Annotated in this window: 11 protein-coding genes; 4 read left to right on the top strand and 7 right to left on the bottom strand. The window is 63.2% G+C overall.

All coding sequences use genetic code 11. The features are described 5' to 3' along the window. Positions 1-176 precede the first annotated feature (176 nt). Both AT984_RS13015 and AT984_RS13010 read right to left on the bottom strand, forming a co-directional pair. Positions 177-773 carry a GNAT family N-acetyltransferase gene (locus tag AT984_RS13015; RefSeq protein WP_058720453.1) on the bottom strand — a complete coding sequence of 199 codons (597 nt, stop codon included), beginning with the start codon at positions 771-773 and terminating at the stop codon, positions 177-179. Further along, complete coding sequence (locus tag AT984_RS13010) at positions 770-1,261, bottom strand: carboxymuconolactone decarboxylase family protein (protein WP_058720452.1); 492 nt, start codon at positions 1,259-1,261, stop codon at positions 770-772. Before AT984_RS13010 ends, AT984_RS13015 begins: the two co-directional genes overlap by 4 nt. A gap of 233 nt (positions 1,262-1,494) precedes the next feature. Between AT984_RS13010 and AT984_RS13005 the strand changes: the two genes are divergently transcribed. Beyond that, on the top strand, positions 1,495-1,755 hold the full coding sequence (locus tag AT984_RS13005) for a hypothetical protein (protein WP_058720451.1): 261 nt from the start codon (positions 1,495-1,497) through the stop codon (positions 1,753-1,755). Between the two features lie 108 nt (positions 1,756-1,863). On the opposite strand, the gene AT984_RS13000 is transcribed toward AT984_RS13005, so the two are convergent. Beyond that, positions 1,864-2,391, bottom strand: coding sequence for a GNAT family N-acetyltransferase (locus AT984_RS13000; RefSeq protein ID WP_058720450.1), 528 nt, complete (start codon positions 2,389-2,391; stop codon positions 1,864-1,866). A gap of 311 nt (positions 2,392-2,702) precedes the next feature. On the opposite strand from AT984_RS13000, the gene AT984_RS12995 reads away from it, so the two are divergent. Beyond that, entirely contained in the window at positions 2,703-3,194 is a 492-nt protein-coding gene (locus AT984_RS12995) for an SET domain-containing protein (RefSeq protein ID WP_058720449.1), read from the top strand. A gap of 121 nt (positions 3,195-3,315) precedes the next feature. On the opposite strand, the gene AT984_RS12990 is transcribed toward AT984_RS12995, so the two are convergent. Further along, positions 3,316-4,026, bottom strand: coding sequence for a UPF0149 family protein (locus tag AT984_RS12990; RefSeq protein WP_058720448.1), 711 nt, complete (start codon positions 4,024-4,026; stop codon positions 3,316-3,318). A gap of 83 nt (positions 4,027-4,109) precedes the next feature. After that, positions 4,110-6,764 carry an alanine--tRNA ligase gene (alaS, locus tag AT984_RS12985; RefSeq protein WP_058720447.1) on the bottom strand — a complete coding sequence of 885 codons (2,655 nt, stop codon included), beginning with the start codon at positions 6,762-6,764 and terminating at the stop codon, positions 4,110-4,112. A 194-nt stretch (positions 6,765-6,958) separates the two neighbouring features. Between alaS and AT984_RS12980 the strand changes: the two genes are divergently transcribed. Next, entirely contained in the window at positions 6,959-8,446 is a 1,488-nt protein-coding gene (locus AT984_RS12980) for an NAD-dependent succinate-semialdehyde dehydrogenase (protein WP_058720446.1), read from the top strand. Positions 8,447-8,566: 120 nt separating this feature from the next. Here the strand turns inward: AT984_RS12980 and AT984_RS23850 are convergent, their stop codons facing one another. Together AT984_RS23850 and AT984_RS12970 are read right to left on the bottom strand one after the other, a co-directional pair. Next, positions 8,567-10,114, bottom strand: coding sequence for a methyl-accepting chemotaxis protein (locus tag AT984_RS23850; protein WP_269465245.1), 1,548 nt, complete (start codon positions 10,112-10,114; stop codon positions 8,567-8,569). Between the two features lie 250 nt (positions 10,115-10,364). Then, a complete protein-coding gene (locus AT984_RS12970; RefSeq protein ID WP_058720445.1) occupies positions 10,365-13,643 on the bottom strand; it encodes a TonB-dependent receptor in 3,279 nt (1,092 codons plus the stop codon). 578 nt (positions 13,644-14,221) lie between these two features. Here AT984_RS12970 and AT984_RS12965 point away from each other — a divergent pair. Beyond that, positions 14,222-15,955 carry a bifunctional metallophosphatase/5'-nucleotidase gene (locus AT984_RS12965; protein ID WP_197418073.1) on the top strand — a complete coding sequence of 578 codons (1,734 nt, stop codon included), beginning with the start codon at positions 14,222-14,224 and terminating at the stop codon, positions 15,953-15,955. Positions 15,956-16,069 lie beyond the last annotated feature (114 nt).

The following is a 16,069-nucleotide window of genomic DNA, read 5'->3' as shown; positions in this document are numbered from 1 at the left end:
ATTGTTCATTGATAAAAATTTACTGTAAAACAATAATTTATCAATGTAAAGTCCTCATACGAATGGAAGACCCTGAGGCTTGCTTTGCCCATGAGACGACTCGCACCCTATGCCGGTTTGGCGCTGACGCTGCTGGGTTTGCTGCTGGCCGGCCTGCTTTTGGCGGCGCCGCGGCTTTAGCAAGGCGCTTGCAAGTCGGGCCAGGCTGGGTTGATCAGCGCGAAGACCTGATGGTCGCGCCAGGCGCCGTTGATGAAGAGGTAGCGCCGCTGCAGGCCGGCGTCTTCAAAGCCCAGGCGCTGCAGCAGGCCGAGGCTGCGCAGGTTTTCCGGGCGCACGGCGGCTTGCAGGCGATGCAAATGGATGCCGCCCGGCGCAAAAGCTTGCGCAATGACGCATTGCAAGGCCTCGCGCATCAAGCCTTGGCCTTGCACGGCAGCATCAAGCTTGTAGCCCAAGGCCGCGTTCTGGAAGGGCCCGCGCGAGACCTGCGAGAGCTGCACCTTGCCGATGATTTTTTCCGGCTCCTCCAGTGGGCTCAGCCAGTAGTTATAGCCCTGGTCGTCGGTCCAGGCTTGGGCGCTTTGGCTCAAGGCTTGCGCCACGGTTTCGGGCTCGAAATAGCTGGGCGGGTAGCTGGGATCCCAGGGCGCGAAATGGGCGAGGTTGCGCAACTGAAAGGCGCACACGGCTTCAGTGAGCTGGGGCGCCGGGGCGCGCAGCAGCAGGCGCGCGCTGCGCAACTCGGTGAGTACCGTGCGCGCGGCCGTCATGGCTTGGCGGCGGGCGGCTGTTGATGCTCTTGGCGCGGCGCGGGCGGAGTAAAGCGCAAGGCCTTGCCGATGCGGTTCCAGGCATTGATGTGGGCCACCGAGGCGGTCAAAACGCTCAGATCGGCGGGGCCGAATTCGGCCAGCACTTGGGCGAACAACTCATCGCTGATGGCGCCTTGTGCGGACAAGGTCAGCTGTTCGGCATAGGCCAGGGCCAGGCGTTCGCGCGGACTGAAGACGGGCGCCTCATGCCAGGCGGCCAGCTGGTCCAGCTTGTCGGCCGGCACATGCAGGCTGCGCGCCAAGTTGAGGTGGTACTGCAGGCAAAAAGCGCAGCCATTGAGTTGCGAGGCGCGCAGTTTGATGAGTTCGATCAGGTCCTTGCCCAGGCCCGAGCCGCCCACGGCCTTGCCGATGGCGCCCAGGCCTTCCATCACGCCGGGGGCGAGTTTGGCGAAATCTGCGTAATCGATGCGCACGGATGTCATGGTGAAGGCTGCGGGGAAGTTGAATTGGCGCTGATTATTGCCCCGCAGCGAGGCGCGTTGACCGAGCCCAATCGACTTGGCGCGCCGGCGCGCGCGAACTTCATGCCCGCGCAGCGCCGCTTATCGGCCATTAACGCAGTTCGTCGCTTTGCGATGGAGCCGGCCGGGATGAGTCGGGATACTGGCGGCCTGAGATCCTGAGGATCGGCCTCAAGAGGGCAAGGGAGTTTTTGATGTTCAACAGCCAAGGCAAGACAAAAAACCGAAATGGCATGCCGTTGGCCGGCGTATTGCTGCTGGCCTCAAGCCTGCTCGTGCCCGCTGCCCCCGCTGAGGCCAGCGAGGTGGTCAAGCTGGTGCGCCTGGTGATTACCGGCAAGCGCATCAGCAACGCACCGGTCAAGCCGGTCAAGAAAGCGCAGGCGCCGCAGCGCGCCGATGAGACGGAGGCGCGTGTCGCCGAAGCCCAGCGCAGCACCTTCCGCCCCATTTGATGGCTTGATCTGGCCCCATGACGTCACCCGCCTCGCAGCGAACGGGTGGGTCGATGGGGCTTTTCATTGCCCCGGCCGACCTGGCTGGCATCGGCCACAAGCGTTTTTTTAGCGAATCATGGGCGGCGAGGGATGCAGGCGGCCCATCGCCAAAGCCGTCACATAAGCACCGTCCCGCAAGGCATAGGCAGGCATGCGGCCTTCCTCTACAAATCCAAAGCGCTGGTAGAGGCGAATCGCGCGAGCGTTGTCGGCATAGACGGTGAGCTCGATGCGCAGCACCTGGGCCCAGTTGTCGGCATAGTCCAACAGCGCAGCCATCAGTGCCGCGCCCACACCCTGACCCTGCGCGCGGCTGGCCACCATGATGCCCATCTCTGCCACATGGCGGCGCCGCGTTTGCCCGGTGACCGGGTGCAGACCGACGCAGCCCAGCAACTCATCCCCATGCTCCGCCACCAGATGCACATCCGGCAGCGCGTGTCCCGCCTTGGCGCTTTCTTGCAGGCGATGCTGCCATTGCTCTTCGCTGGCGTAGGGCATTTGCAGCAGGCCACCAAAAACGGCGGGCTCGGCCACCAAGCGGGCGATGGCGGCGGCGTCTGACAGTTGGCGGCGGCGGATGCGAATGTCCATGTGAGTCTCTCCTATGGCTGGGGTCGTGGCGGGTGGACCTTTGGAAACAAAAAAGCCCGCTGGGGCAGCGGGCTTGAGGGGGATTTGGTGGAGGAATTTGGCGGTGAGCGTCGTTCGCTGCTAACGGATCACCCAGGCATGGCCGACCTGCATCAGATGCAGGTGCGCATGCATGTGTAGCTGGCACAGGCCGAGCGTGGGGGAGGGGATCCAGGCAGTCATGGGCCCAGTATGGTCAGGAGGCGGGGCCTCGGTCAAGCCAGCATGAGGTTTGAATGACGGAGTGCGGCGTGGCTGCGACAATCAGGGCCATGCCCCGCCTGACTGCCATCCCCGCCGCCACTGCTCCAACTACACCCGCCGCTGAGGTGCAGCAAGCGCCCAAGGGTCAGGTCTTGCCGGCTGAACGATTCGCCTTGCGGGTGGGCCCCAGCGTCATTGACGGCCTGGGTGTCTTCGCCGCCGAGGCGATTCCCGCGCGGCGCAAGATTGGTGAGCTGCGCGGCGAGGCGATCTCGGTGCGCGAGGCGCGCAAGCGGGCCAAGGGCCGGGAGCGCATTCACATCGTTGAGGTGTCGGAAACCCGCGCCGTCGATGCCACCGAATCCAAAGACGCGCTGCGCCACATTAACCACAGCTGCGCCGCCAATGCCAAGCTGCGCATCAGCCAAGGCCGGGTGGAGTTTTATGCCCTGCGCGATATCGAGCCCGGTGAGGAGCTGAGCTGCGACTACGGCGTCAGCCACCACGAAGGGCGGCTCAGCTGCCGCTGCGGCGCGCCCAATTGCGTGGGCCGGCTTTGAGGCTGGCCGGCCTGGCCTAAACAGGCCGCTGAAAACTGCTGAAGAGTTCTAGGCAAGCAGAACCAGCACAACCTTGCCGAGCCGGTGCTTCCGGCTGGCAAGGACTGAGCGGGTCAGGCCATCAGGACAGCGCTTGTCCGTCTTGCGGCTGCAGCCAGAACAGGCGCAGGTCTTGGGCCGAGAACAGGGCGTCGTCCAACAGCACGTCTTGGTCGATGTCGTCTTCGGGCTCGTACTGCTCGGCGATGTAAGCCTCGCGCTGCTCACCCGGCGGCATGGCCACGGCGGCCACCGACATCAGCATGGCGTCCAGCATCTGGCCGGCTTCGCTTTCGCTGTCGTGCACATACCAGGCTTGCTCGTTGTCTTCCACGGCTTGCATAAAGCCTTCCACCCACATCAGGCCGGGAGGCGGCAGTTCGCTGAGTTGGTCTTCGCTCAGCACGCCTTGCTTGAGCAGATCGGCCTTGGTGGCTTCGTCGAACTCGGTGATCAGCGGCGTCAGCAGCATGGCTTCCGGGTCGGCCGACAGGGCCTCGGGGTCCAGGCTCTCAGAGATTTCGTTCCAGCGCGTCATCAGCACGCTCATGAATTCTTCGGTGGCGTCTTGCTCGTCCAGCGGCGCGGCCCAGTCTTCGCCGAACAAGGCGTCCATGGCGGCGATGGGGCTCAGCACCACCGGGCCGCAGATCAGCGCGGTCATATAGCCGTCCAGCGTGTCGATGGGCACGGCTTGCTCATCTTCGGGCGTTGCCGCCACCAGGATTTGAAGCAGGGCGGCCAGGCGCTCTGCATTGGCGTGGTCGATATCGTGTTGGGTCGAGTCAGTCATGGTGTTCGTCCTTGAAAAATGACAAGGGCTCTCGAGGATTTTTCGAGAGCCCTTGTCTTGGGGTTGTCAGTTAAGAAAAGAAGTTAGAGCCGCTCGCTCACCCAGGCTTGTACGCCCGCCAGCGCCGCTGGCAAGGCTGCTGGCTGGGTGCCACCGGCCATGGCCAGATCGGGCTTGCCGCCGCCCTTGCCGCCGCATTGCTGGGCCACAAAGCTGACCAGCTCGCCGGCCTTGAGGCCGCGGGCGATGTAGTCGGCGGTGACGCCGGCCGAGAGGTTGACCTTCTCGCCATCGACCGAGGCCAGCACGATGATGGCCGAGTGCATCTTGTCGCGCAGCTTGTCGATGGTTTCGCGCAGGGTCTTGGCGTCGGCGCCGTCCAGTGTGGCGGTCAAGACCTTGGCACCCTTGACCTCGACGGCTTGCGTCATCAAGTCATTGCTTTGCGCGGCGGCCAGGCGGCTCTTGGCGCTGGCCAGTTCTTTTTCCAGTGCCTTGACCTGGTCCAGCACGGCGTTGACGCGCTGCTCCAGCTCGGCCGGTGCGGCCTTGAGCGTGCCGGCCACGGCGGCCACGGTGTTCTCCAGACCCTGAACATAGGCCAGGGCGCCAGCGCCGGTGACGGCTTCAACGCGGCGGATGCCGGCGGCAACGCCGGCTTCGGCCACGATCTTGAACAGACCGATATCGCCGGTGGCCTTGACGTGGGTGCCGCCGCAGAGTTCCTTGGAGGAGCCGATGGACAGCACGCGCACGGTCTCACCGTACTTCTCGCCGAACAGCATCATGGCGCCGCTTTTTTGCGCGTCTTCCAGATTCATCACCTGGGCTTGCGCCGCAGCGTTGGCCAGGATCTCGGCGTTCACGATGGCTTCCACTTGAGCGATCTGCTCCGCCGTGACGGGGGCGTTGTGGGCGAAGTCGAAACGGGTGCGGTCCGCCGTGACTTGCGAGCCCTTTTGCTGCACATGGGCGCCCAGCACTTCGCGCAAGGCCTTGTGCATCAAGTGGGTGGCGCTGTGGTTGCGGATGGTCTTGGCGCGTGTCTCGGCGTCCACCTTGGCGCTGAACTGGTCGCCGATCTTGACGGCGCCTTCCAGCACGCGGCCGTGGTGGCCGAACACATCGGCCTGGATCTTCAGCGTGTCTTCGACAGCGAAACGGCTTGTCAAATTGCGCAGCTCGCCGCTGTCGCCGGCCTGGCCGCCGCTTTCGGCGTAGAAGGGCGTGTGGTCCAGCACGATGACGGCGTCGTCACCCGCGTTGGCTTGGGCCACGCTCTGGCCGTCGATGTAGATGGCGCTGACCTTGGAGGTTTCGCACACCAGATGCTCGTAGCCGTGGAAGGTGGTGGGCGCGCCGGTGTAGGCCAGGCCCTGAGCCATCTTGAACTTGCCGGCGGCGCGGGCTTGTTCGCGCTGGCGGGTCATGGCGGCGTCGAAGCCGGCTTGGTCCACGGTCACGCCGCGTTCGCGGCAGACGTCGGCGGTCAGGTCGACCGGAAAGCCGTAGGTGTCATGCAGCTTGAAGGCCGTTTCGCCGTCAACTTGGCTGGAGCCATTGGCCAGGGCGGCTTCCAGGATTTCCATGCCATTGGCAATGGTCTGGAAGAAGCGCTCTTCTTCTTGCTTGAGCACTTCGGTGACGCGAGTCTGCGCCTGGCGCAGCTCGGGGTAGGCGTCGCCCATCTGGTTCACCAACTCGACCACGATCTTGTGGAAGAAGGGGGTGCGGGCGCCCAGCTTGTAGCCGTGGCGGATGGCGCGGCGGGCAATGCGGCGCAGCACATAGCCGCGGCCTTCGTTGCCGGGGATGATGCCGTCGACGATGGTGAAGGAGCAGGCACGGATGTGGTCGGCAATCACCTTGAGCGAGGCGCTGTCTTTGCCTGCAGCCAACAAGGACTTCAGCTGCTCATCTGTCGGGCAAGCTTGTCCCACTGCCGCTTGAGCTGCATTGATAAGAGCCTGAAAGGTGTCGATCTCGTAGTTGCTGTGCACATGCTGCAGCACGGCGGCCAGGCGCTCCAGGCCCATGCCGGTGTCGACCGAAGGCTTGGGCAGCTTGTGCATCACACCGTCTTCGGTGCGGTTGAACTGCATGAAGACGTTGTTCCAGATCTCGATGTAGCGGTCACCGTTCTCGTCCGGGCTGCCTGGGGGGCCGCCGGCCACTTCGGGGCCGTGGTCGAAGAAGATCTCGGTGCAAGGGCCGCAAGGGCCGGTGTCGCCCATCATCCAGAAGTTGTCGCTCTGGTAGCGGCCGCCCTTGTTGTCGCCGATGCGCACGATGCGCTCGGCCGGGATGCCAACAACCTTGTTCCAGATTTCGTAAGCCTCGTCATCCTCGGCATAGACCGTTACCCACAGCTTTTCGGCCGGCAGGTGGAAATGCTCGGTCAGCAATTCCCAGGCGAAGGAGATCGCGTCGTGCTTGAAATAGTCGCCGAACGAGAAGTTGCCCAGCATTTCGAAGAAGGTGTGGTGACGTGCGGTGTAGCCGACGTTGTCCAGGTCGTTGTGCTTGCCGCCGGCGCGGATGCACTTCTGGCTGGTGGTGGCGCGGTTGTAGGCGCGCTTGTCAAAGCCCAGGAACACGTCCTTGAACTGGTTCATGCCCGCATTGGTGAACAGCAGCGTCGGGTCGTCGCCGGGCACCACCGGGCTGGAGGAGACGATCTGGTGACCCTTGGACTCGAAGAACTTCAAGAAGGTCTGGCGGATTTCTGCTGCTTTCATGCGGGCTCTACTTTCGGGTCGGCTGCGCCTTGGCGGCGCACGATGGAGTCTGGCTTGGCGCAAAAAACGCGGGCTCGGGCCCGCGTTGCTTGGTCAGGATTCACTGGGGCCCGATTATATGGGGATGCCCTGGTGACAGCGGCGCCCAGGCGCCTCGGTTAGAGTGCTGCCACAAGCATGTTGGAGAACCGCCTATGAATCAAACGACTTCCCCTTTGGCCACCTTGGATGACGCCAGCCTTTTGCGCACCCAGGCGCTGATCAACGGTGAATGGGTCAGCGGCACCAGCAGCTTCGCCGTCACCGACCCCGCCACTGGCGCGCTCTTGGCTGAGGTGGCCAATCTGGGGCCGACCGAAGCGCAAGCGGCGATTGCCGCTGCCAACCATGCCTGGGGCCCCTGGCGCAGCAAGACCGCCAAGGAGCGCGCTGCCATTCTGATGCGCTGGTCGCAGCTGCTGAACAAACATGCCGACGACCTGGCCCGCATCATGACGGCCGAGCAGGGCAAGCCCCTGGCCGAAGCGCGTGGCGAAGTGGCCTACGGCGCCAGCTTCATCGACTGGTTTGCCGAAGAGGGCAAGCGTGTCTACGGCGAAACCATCCCCACCACCGACAACAACAAGCGCTACCTGGTCATCAAGCAGCCCATGGGCGTTTGCGCGGCCATCACGCCCTGGAATTTCCCCATCGCCATGATCACCCGCAAGGTGGCGCCGGCGCTGGCCGCAGGCTGCACCGTGGTGATCAAGCCCGCTGAGGCCACGCCGCTGTGCGCTCTGGCCGTGGCCGAATTGGCGCAGCGCGCGGGCATGCCCGCGGGCGTGTTGAATGTGTTGACGGCGGACGCCGACAACTCGGTCGCCATCGGCCACGTGCTGTGCGACAGCGATGTGGTGCGCCATCTGTCCTTCACCGGCTCCACCGAAGTGGGCCGCATTTTGATGCGCCAGTGCGCCGGCACGGTGAAGAAGCTCTCGCTGGAACTGGGCGGCAATGCGCCTTTCATCGTCTTTGATGACGCCGATCTGGACAGCGCCGTGGATGGCGCCATCGCCAGCAAATACCGCAATGCCGGCCAGACCTGCGTGTGCGCTAACCGCCTGTATGTGCAGGCCGGTGTGTACGAGGCCTTCTTGGAAAAGCTGACGGCGAAGGTCAGCGCACTCAAGCTGGGCAATGGCTTTGAGTCGGGCGTCAATGTGGGCCCGCTGATCGATGCGCAGGCCATGGCCAAGGTGCAAAGCCATGTGGACGATGCCCTGGCCCTAGGCGCACGCCTGCTGGTGGGTGGCAAGGCGGCGACCGAGCTGGGCGCGCAGTATTTCGAGCCCACCTTGCTGGCCGATGTGACGCCGGCCATGTTGTGCTCGCGCGAAGAGACCTTTGGCCCCTTGGCGCCGGTGTTCAAGTTCCAAACCGAGGCCGAGGCCATCGCTTTGGCCAATAACACCGAGTTTGGCTTGGCCAGCTATTTCTACAGCCGCGACATCGGCCGCATCTTCCGGGTCGGCGAGGCGCTGGAGTACGGCATGGTGGGCGTCAACACCGGCCTGATCGCCACGGCGGAAGTGCCTTTCGGCGGCGTCAAGCAATCCGGCCTGGGCCGTGAAGGCGCGCATCAAGGCATGGATGACTATGTGGAGATCAAGTACCTCTGCCTGGGCGATATTCAAAAGTAAGGATTTCGATAGACGCGCTGGCTGAGCCCAGCAAGTTTTGCGCTTGCGCAGCATCAATCCATAAAAAAGGGCACCCATGTGGGTGCCCTTTTTGCTGCGCGCTCAAGCAGAGCGCAGCGCTCAGGACGCGAGCTTGAACACCGCGACCGAACCCACCAACTGCTGGGCCTGCAGCTTGAGGCTTTCGGCCGCTGCTGCCGACTGTTCCACCAGCGCGGCGTTCTCTTGCGTGGCCCGGTCCATATGGGCCACCGCCTCACCGACTTGGCTCACGCCCGAGCTTTGCTCGCGGCTGGCCGCGCTGATCTCACCCATGATGTCGGTGACGCTGCGGATGGCGGCCACCACTTCCTCGATGGTGGCGCCCGCGCTGTCGACTTGGGCGCAGCCCAGCTCGACGCGCTCCACACTGGCGTTGATCAAGCTCTTGATTTCGCGGGCCGCTTCGGCTGAGCGGCCGGCCAGCGTGCGCACCTCGCTGGCCACCACGGCAAAGCCCCGACCTTGCTCGCCAGCGCGGGCGGCTTCGACGGCGGCGTTCAGCGCCAGGATATTGGTCTGGAAGGCGATGCCGTCGATGACGCCAATGATGTCGGCAATCTTGCGCGAGCTGTCGCTGATGGCCCGCATGGTGCCTACCACTTGGCCGACGGCCACACCCCCTTTGAGCGCCACTTGCGAAGCGGCCTGCGCCAGCTGATTGGCGGACTGCGCGTTGTCGGCATTGCCCCGCACGGTGCTGCCCAACTGTTCCATCGAGGCGGCGGTTTGTTGCAGCGCCGAAGCTTGTTGTTCGGTGCGCAGCGACAGATCGCTATTGCCCGAAGAGATCTGGGCCGAAGCGGTGGCCACGCCCTCGGCATTGGCGCGCACGCCCTTGACGATGTCGGCCAGGCGCGATTGCATTTGCTGCATGGCGGCCAGCAGGCGGGCGGTTTCGTTGCTGCCGCTGCCGTCGATGGGCATGGCCAAGTCGCCGGCGGCCACGCCGCTGGCAACGCGTACAGCGGCTTCCAGCGGCACCGTGATGGAGCGGATCAGCCACCAGCTGCAGCCCACGGCCAGCATCAGGGCGAGTACCCCCAAGCCCAGCAGTTGCAGCTGAGTGTCGTCAATTTCCGTGCTGGCCAGCTGAGCGTCCTGCTGCATCTGGGTCTCGCTTTGCTGGACCAATTTGTCCACCGCCGCCATATAGGCCAGATGCTTGGGCCGCATGTCTTTGAGCAGCACGGTCTTGGCCAGTTCCATCTCACCCGCTTCGACGGCTTGAGTCACCCGTTCGCGCACGACGCGGTACTCACCGCGCGCCTGATTCAGCTCGGCCAAGCCGCGCTGGCCTTCGGGTGTGCGCAGAACTTTGTTGAGCTTCTCCAGCGTGGCCGCCGTGGTTTTGGAGATCTCGGCGATTTGGGCGAACTGCTGGGCGATCTCGGCCTTGTCGTTGAGGATGATGGCATCGCGCATGGCCCGCGCCACTTGGCCGTTAGCGTCTTTGACCGACAGCAGCATTTTGACCGTGGGATAGCGCTCGTCCATGGTGAGGTGGAATTGCTGGTCGACCTCGCTCATCTTGCTCCAGGCCAGGCTGACCAGCAGCACGATCAGCAGCAGCATGGCGGCAAAACCCAGGCACAGCCGGGTGGAGATCTTCATCGCGTTGAAGCTCATCAGGAATTCACTCTCGCTCTTGTTCGGTAGATGTGGGGAAAGCCGACGAGCGTAGGGGCCGCCTTGCGGCGGCGGCATGAGCTAGATCAAGACGGGCGGGGTGCTGGTTGCCAGCAGTGCGATCTCCGGAGCAAGCCTCCAGAACAAGACTTCTCCGCTTGCCAAAGGGCTTGCGACATTCCGGCGGCCAATAAAAAAAGGGCAGCTCGCGCTGCCCTTTTTGTTGCCTTGCTAGATCAAGTTCAAGTCATCAGAACTCGTAGCGAGCCGTGACCTGGACGGCCCACTGCGACTCGCCCTTGTTCTGGCGGGTTTCGTAGTCATCCGCGCCCACCACGCTGTAGACATACTTGCCGTTCTGGATGCCGGCGAAGTTGACGAAGCCACGACGGTTGCCACCGTTTCCGCCACCGGCGGTGAAGGGAATCTCGTCGATATGGCCCCACTTCTTGTTCAGCAGATTGCCGAAGTTCAGCACGTCAAAGGTGACCACGCCCTTGTGATTGGCGCCAAAGCCCGGAACTTCCTGGCTCAAACGCAGATCGAAGGTGTTGGCGAACTTGCTCTTGGCGCTGTTGCGGCCAATCACCGAGCCACGTGCCTTGCTCAGGTCAGCGTTCTCGTTGACGACGCTCCAGAACAGATCTTCAGCCGCTTGTGCCGACAGACCATTGGCCTTGCTGCCGCGGAAGATGACCTCACCCGAGCCGGGGGCCGTCGGGATGTACATCAGGTCATTGCCGGAGTAGCCGTCGCCGTTCATGTCGTTCTTGAAGGTCCAGCTATAGGGCTTGCCCGTGCGGCCTTCGTAAACCATGCCGACCGTGGTCTTGTACTTGCCGATGAAGGCCTTGGACCAGTTGACCGCTGCGGTGACTCGGTCCTGGATCAGGGTGGCCGAGGTGGCGTTGACCTCTTCATTGGGGTTGAAGGTCGCGCGGTTGGCGTAGTTGGAGCTCGAGGTGGAGGAGGTCAGGGGGCTGACTTCCTTGGCCGCCGTGCGGGTGTAAGCCGTGTTCCAGCTCCAGCCTTGGTTCTGCTGCGAAAGCTGCAGGGTCACGGCATTGCCGCCACCTTGGGAAGTGTGCTCGGCCAGCAGCACATTGCCGAACTTGGTGTTGCGGCCAGCCTTGGCTTGGGCGCCGCACTTGTCGGTGGCGGTGGAGCCACCGTCGGTCCAGCACTTCACGTCTTGACCGGCAGCGTTGTAATAGATCTCGCGGCCGTCAGGACCGGTGGAGACCGGTGCACCCAGGTTGAGGTGGCGGTAGTAAATGCCATCTTTGGTCTTGGTGTACAGGTAGTCCACGCCGGCGACCAAGCCACCCCAAGGCAGTTCGGTATCCAGGCCCAGATTGAGCTTCCAGACCGAAGGCTGCTTCAGATCAGGCGAGAGGATGTCCACGGCCAATGCGGGCGGCTGGCCGGCCACGTTGGGCTGGTTGGCTGGGTCCGCAGTGAACTTGGTGGACGCGCAAGGTGTGGATGTGGGGCCGCAGTTGAATGTGGCGGTCGCCGCACCGGTGTTGGAGTAAGGGTTGGACAGCCAGACATTGGCTGCCGAGCCTTGGAACAGACCGAAGCCGCCGCGCAGCTGGGCTTTCTTCTTCTCCAGACCTTCAAACGCGTAGTTGAAGCCGACACGCGGCTGCACCAGGGTCTGGCCGTCGATGGTCTGGCCGTTGTCGTAGCCAAATGCGGTTTGAGCTGCGCCGTTGCGGATGGGGGTGTCAGGCGTGCTGGCACGATCCAGGCGCAGGCCGAAGGTCAGGTTCAGGTTCTTGTTGACGGTCCAGGTGTCCTGCACAAACAGGCCCAGATTGTTCAGCTTCCACTGCGCAACGCCGTCTTCCAGTGCCTTGCCTGGCAGCGGCAACTGCACCGCGTAGGTGGAGGGGATGCCTGCTGCCCACAGGGCGGCCGGATCGGTGCCCTTGAAGGAGTAGTTGCCGCTGGTGTTTTGCAGGAAGGCGTTGTAGGTGTCGTTGCTGCTGTAGTCGCCACCGAACTTCAGCTGGTGGTCGTCAATGAACCAGTTGGCGGCAAAGTAGCCGTCCCAGGTTTTGGTGCGCAAGATGTTGAACTGACGGCTGTTCTCGGTGCCGAAGAACAGCGAGCGGTCGCTCTTGTTGGTGGCGTCAGCGGGGTAGACCAGTTGGATCTGTGGCAGGTTGGCATTGTTCTTGGGCACGCTGTCGTAGTCGCGCTTGGACAGCTTGAACTCGGTGGACAGGTCCGGTGTCCAGTCTGCAAACCATTGGCCCACCACGGTCTCGATGGTCTTCTTCTGGGTCCACCAGTAGGAGCTCAGCGACAGCGAGCTGGAGTTCAGGCCGGCATAAGTCGGCTCAGCCTGCTCGGTCTTGGCGTAACGCAGATTGGCGCGGTGCTGGCTGTTGATGTTCCAGTCCAGCTTGAGCAAATAGTCCTTGACGGTCAGGAACGTGCCCGTGGTGTCCGAGTTGCCGATGTCCAGACCGTAGGCCTTGGCGACGGTCTGGGCCTTGGCGATCTGCTCGGGCGTGATGCCCACATTGGTCATATTGCTGCCGACCGGGCCGAACGAAGGGGCAGCGCGCGAGCTCTTGAAGTCTTCGTAGGAGCCGAAGAAGAAGAGCTTGTCCTTGATGATCGGGCCGCCCAGGGTGAAGCCCTTGGTGTCTTCCTTGAAGGCGGAGGCGTCGTAGTAGCTGTCGGTGGTGCGGTTGTAGCGCTTGCCGGAGAGCTTGTCGTCACGGTAGACGTAGTACAGGCTGCCCTTCAACTCATTGGTGCCCGACTTGGTCACCGCATTGATGTTGGCGCCGGTGTAACCCTGCTGCGTCACATCGAAGTTGGACAAATTGACTTGCACCGCCTCGATCGCGTCGATCGAGATGGGCTGCTTGGCGGTGGGCAGGTTATTGCCTTCCAGGCCAAAGGTGTCGTTGGTGCGAACGCCGTCGATGGTGATGGTGTTGAAGCGCGCGTTCTGGCCCAGGGCAGAAATCTCGCCACGGTCCTTGTCGGTCTGTGCCAGACGCGGGTCCATGCGGGCGTAGTCTTGCAGGCTGCGGGCGATGGAAGCGTAGGCGTCCAGCTCCTTGCGGCTGATGGCCGTGCCGGCACCCATATTGTCGCTATTGAACTTGCTGCTGGCGCCGCTGCCGGTCACCACCACGGTCGACAGCACGCTGGTGCCGAGTTGAACGTCCAAGCTCAGGGTTTCGGCCAGTTGCAGGTAGATGTCGTTGCGAACTTCCTTGTCGCTGCCCTTGGTGACGGTCACGGTGTAGGGGCCGCCGACGCGCAGGCCGCGGGTGGAATAACGGCCGTCGTTATCCGTCACCAAGGTGTTCACGGAGCCAGACTCGCGGTGAACGATGGTCACCGTCGCGCCGGCCAGAGGCTTGCCTTCGACTGTCAGCACCCGGCCGCCGATGGCGGAGGTGGTGTTCTGTGCCATTGCTGGGGCGGCTGCCACGATGGCAACGGCTGCATACAGCGCCGTTCTGGAAAAAGCCGCAAAGCTCGAACCCTGTCTGTTCATCTCAAAAGCTCCTGTGATCGAAATCAAAAAATAAGAAAAATGAAATCCTGCAAGCTGCTCTCGTCTCAATTGGCAAACGTTTGCCAATCAATGCCTCGGCCACTCGAAATCTTGTTCGCGGCGACTTGTCAGCACTGACTTGTCACCGCCTTTGCGCCGAACGCAGCGGGTCGAAAACGTTTGCGGCAACCTATTTGCCGGGAACATTCGCGTTGCCCATCTGCCTCCGAACTTTCGCGTCCAGACCCTGTCTCTTTGTCAGCAGTGCGCCACTTTATGGTCTGCGCTGCTTTTCTTACCCCCGTGCTTCACCCGAGCGAGGGCCGCACAAACTGTACGCAAGCGCGATTTTCATATGTGAATATTCCAAATCGGTGACATCTTCCGTTCGGCCCATGACTTGTCGTTTTGCTGCGACAGCTTGGCGCCGCTGGCGGCGTTGCGCCAGCGCGTGTCCGCGCGCCTGATTTACCGGGCGGCGTTAACATGCGCCGCTTTCATGGCCGTCTGCCTTTGGGTGGATGGCTTCGCCTGTGGCCTGTTCGGGCCTTTCTTCGATACGCTGGAGCTGCCCCTTGTTGCCCACGCCCCCCCCTTCCAATCACCTCGGCACCGGGCGTTCGCCCACCTCCGGCGCGCTGCTTGCTCTTCTTACCGCTGCACTTTTGGGCGCTTGCGCCAGCCAAGCGCCGGTCAAACCCGCCGAAGTGGCGTCGGCTCAGACTCGCGAGCTGAGCGTTTTTTCCATCAACGACTTCCACGGCAATATCCAGCCCAAGTCGCCGGTGCCTTTGTCGCCGCGCCTGCCCGACGCCCAGACAGGCGAGCTCAAAGCCCAGCCGGCCGGTGGGGTAGCTTATCTGGCCAGCGCGATGCAGCAGCTGCGCGCCGGGAAGCCCAATTCGGTCTTTGTGGCAGCCGGTGATTTGATCGGCGCCTCGCCGCAAATGTCCGCGCTCTTGAAGGATGAACCCAGCTTGGCTGCCTTGAGTGAGCTGGATCTGGCAGCCAGCGCCTTGGGCAATCACGAGCTGGATGCCGGCCTGCAGGAGTTTTTGCGCAAGACGCGCGGCATCTGCCAGGCCGAGGGTTGCGTTTGGCCCGGTTTCAAGGGCTCGGCCTTTCCGTATCTGGCGGCCAATCTGCTGGATGCCAACACCGGCAAGCCCGTGCTGCCCACCCATGTGATCAAGCAAGTGGGCGACTTCAAGGTGGCCTTTGTTGGCGCCGTGACGCGCGATACGCCCTCGGTGGTGGTGCCGCGCGCCATCGTTGGCCTGCGCTTCAGCGATGAGGCCAATACCCTCAATGCCCTGATTCCGCAGCTGCGTGCCGAAGGGGCGCAGGTCTTGATCGCCGTGATGCACGAAGGTGCCGAGCACAAGGGCGCCGCCAATGACCCCAGCTACGAATGCGCAGGGCTGCAAGGCCGCGGCGTGGACATCGCCAAACGCCTGGATCCGGCCTACGCCATGATCATCAGCGGCCACACCCATCAGGCCTACACCTGCAAGGTGGACGGCCGTTTGCTGGTGCAAGCCGGCAGCTACGGCGGCTGGGTGACGGAAAGCAAGCTAACGCTGGATATGAACGGCAAGGTGCTGGCCGCGGAGGCGGTCAATCACCCGGTCTTGCAGTCCAGCTACGCCCCCAACCCGGCTTTTGTGGCCCTGGTGCAGCGCGCTGCTGAGCTGACCGCTGCGGCTCGCAACAAGCCGGTGGCACGCCTGACCGAAGGCGCCGTGCGTTTCAGCAAAGCGCCCTTTGGTGATTCGCCCCTGGGCAATCTGATCGCCGATTCTCAGCTGGCCTATGCCCAGAAGCGTGGCACCGCCGCGGACATCGCCATGATGAACCCGGGCGGCATCCGTGCTGACCTGACCCTGGAGGCGGATCGCCCGGTCACCATGAGCGACGTGCTGGCAATTCAGCCCTTCGGCAATGAGCTGGTGGCCTTGACGATCAGCGGCGCGCAATTGCGTGAACTGCTGCAGCGCCAGCTGCCCAAGGCCGATGCGGCCCCGCGCTTTTTGCAAATCTCTAGCAGCTTGACTTACCGCTGGCAGCAAGGGGCCGATGGCGTGGCCCAGCTGAGCGATGTGAAGGTGAACGGCAAAGCGCTGGACGCTGCGCGCGATTACCGCGTGGTGGTCAATAACTTCATGGCCGATGGCGGCGACGGCAGCGCCGTGCTGAGCAAAGGCCGCGACCGCACCGTGGTGGGCCCGGATGTAGATGCTTTGGTGGAATGGCTGAGCGAGAACCCGAAGGCCGTGCAGCAAGCGAAGGTGGGGCGCATCGTGAAGGAGTAAGCCCGGGCAAGGGGTGGGATTTCGCAGCGACTGAGCGTATTTGAACGCCCCTCCCACCACCCTTCGCAGACGAACTGCACAAAGAAAGACATCGCCCCCAAAGCCTTGCGGCTT

Source organism: Paucibacter sp. KCTC 42545, from assembly GCF_001477625.1.
Taxonomy (GTDB): domain Bacteria; phylum Pseudomonadota; class Gammaproteobacteria; order Burkholderiales; family Burkholderiaceae_C; genus Paucibacter_A.
This window is presented reverse-complemented; position numbering and strand designations above follow the sequence as displayed.